This is a genomic window from Streptomyces calidiresistens (genome assembly GCF_014141525.1).
Classification (GTDB): domain Bacteria; phylum Actinomycetota; class Actinomycetes; order Streptomycetales; family Streptomycetaceae; genus Streptomyces; species Streptomyces calidiresistens.
Window position 1 is genome coordinate 1 of record NZ_VKHS01000830.1, and the last position, 2,259, is coordinate 2,259.

2 protein-coding genes are annotated in these 2,259 nt (G+C 75.3%); both read left to right on the forward strand.

The features are described from left to right. The first annotated feature begins 94 nt into the window (after window positions 1–94). Window positions 95–796 (forward strand): ArsR/SmtB family transcription factor, encoded by a 702-nt coding sequence (locus tag FOE67_RS23210; RefSeq protein WP_182666793.1) that lies wholly within the window; start codon window positions 95–97, stop codon window positions 794–796. A gap of 77 nt (window positions 797–873) precedes the next feature. Continuing rightward, window positions 874–2,256, forward strand: coding sequence for an MFS transporter (locus FOE67_RS23215; RefSeq protein WP_182666794.1), 1,383 nt, complete (start codon window positions 874–876; stop codon window positions 2,254–2,256). The last annotated feature ends 3 nt before the right edge of the window (window positions 2,257–2,259 follow it).

Below are 2,259 nucleotides of genomic sequence, written 5' to 3' on the forward strand. Positions count from 1 at the left end.
GGACCGCCCCTCCCCCGACGGGCCCGCCCGGCGTGACCACCCGGAACCACAAAGAAATCTTTGCAAAGAAAGCTTTGCGTTCTATCGTGGGGGCATGACCTCCGACCAGTCCCCGCCCCCGGCGGAGCCCGGGGCGCGGCCCGCCGAGACCGTCGTCCTCGACGCCCCGGGCCTGCGCGCCCTGACCCACCCGGTGCGGGTGCGGCTGCTCGGCCTGCTGCGCACCGGCGGGCCCTCCACCGCCACCCGCCTCGCCGACCGGCTCGACCTGAACTCCGGGGCCACCAGCTACCACCTGCGCCAACTGGCCGCCGCCGGATTCGTCGAGGAGGACCCCGAGCGGCCGGGTGGACGCGAGCGGTGGTGGCGCGCGGTGCACCGGTTCACCCGCTTCGACGACCCGGGGCTGATCGAGCGCGAACCGTCCGCCGCCCTGGCCTACCTCCAATCGGTGGCCGCCGTGCACGCCTCACAGACCCAGCAGGCGTTCGCCCACCTGCCGACCTCCCCCACCCCCTGGCGGCACGCCCTGAGCCTGGGTGACGTACGACTGCGCCTCACCCCGGAGGAGGCCTCCCGGCTGGGCGCGGAACTCCGGGAGGTTCTCTCCCGGTACCCGGCGGACGACCCCGGCGCGGAGCAAGGGGAACGACGGACGGGTGCCGAACCGGTCTCCGTCGTCGTGCACGTCCTCCCCCTGCCGGAGGAGCCCGCCCCACCGGCCGACACCCCGGTCCGCCCGCCGACCGATCCGGCGACCGGCGCGCCCGCGGAGTCGGGGGAGGGTGCTCCGTGAGCACCCCCGCCGACACCACCGAACCGGGTGGGGGGAACGACGGACGGGACGGGACACGGGACGTCCCGGGGGACGACGTGCTCGGCCGAATAGCCCGCTGGCGCCCCGTCTCCGGGGTCCTCGCCGCCCTCTCCGTCGCCCTGACCGGCACCTTCGTCTCCTCCATCGCCCTGCCCTGGTACGTGCTGGTCACCACCGGCAGCGCCGGGTGGACCGGGGTGGTGGCCTTCTGCGAGATGGCCCCCTACGTGGCGGCCAAGGCGTTCAGCGGTCCGCTGGTGGACCGGCTCGGGCCCCGACGGGTCTCCCGGGTGGCCGATGTCTTCAGCGCCCTCGCCGTCGCCCTCGTCCCGCTGCTGCACGTGCTCGACGCCCTCCCGATGTGGGGGCTGCTCGTCGTGGTCGCGCTGATCGGCCTCACCCGCGGGCCCGGCGACCTGGCCAAGCGAGTGATGATCCCCGAGGCCGCCCGGCGCAGCGGGTTGCCGCTGGAACGGGCCACCGGACTGGCGGGGGTGACCGAACGACTGGCCCTGACCGTCGGCCCGGCGGCCGGTGGCGCACTGGTGGCCTGGGTCGGCCCCCTGCCCGCCCTCGTCCTCAACGCCGTCTGCTTCGCCCTGGGCTGGCTGGTGGTCACCGTGGTGGTGCCCCGGGACATGGGCGCCCCGGCCGAGGAGCCCGCGACCCCGGAGGACGACATCGGCTACTGGCGCCGCCTGGCCGAGGGCTTCGCCTTCCTGCGCCGGGACCGGCTCCTGATGGTGATCGCGGCACTGATCGCGGTGATCAACCTCCTGGACAGCGCCATGGCCGCCGTCCTGATGCCGGTCTGGGCACGGGAGAGCGGCAACGGTCCGGCCGCCCTGGGTCTGTTGGTGGCCGTCATGGGAGCCGGGGCGATCCTCGGCAGCCTGGTCATCACCGCCATCGGCCACCGGCTCGGACGCCGCCTGGTCTTCTTCGCCGGTCTGCTGACCGTGGGGGCGCCGCGCTTCCTGGTGCTGGCCCTCGACGCCCACCTCGGGGTCGCGCTGGCGGTGTTCGCGGTGGCCGGCTTCGGCTCGGGCTTCCTCAACCCGGTGCTGACCGCGGTGATCTTCGAACGCATCCCCCCGCACCTGCTGGGGCGGGTCGGCGGCCTGCTCGACGCCCTGGCCTGGATCGGCATCCCCTTCGGCGGGCTGCTGGCCGGCGCGGCCGTCACCGCCTTCGGCTGGGCTCCGGCCCTGGCGGTCGCCGGCGGGATCTACCTCGCGGCGACCCTGTTGGCCGGACTGCGGCCCGAATGGCGGGAGATGGACCGCGAACGCGCCGGTGCCGACAAGGCCTCCGACAAGGCCTCCGTGGAGGAGGCGGTGGGAGCCGCTCCCCCTCCGGTTCCCGGCGCCCCGGGCGCCGTCGCCCCACCGACCGGCGGGACGGACCGCCGCTCCCCCGCACCCGTCGGCGAGCCCTGACCC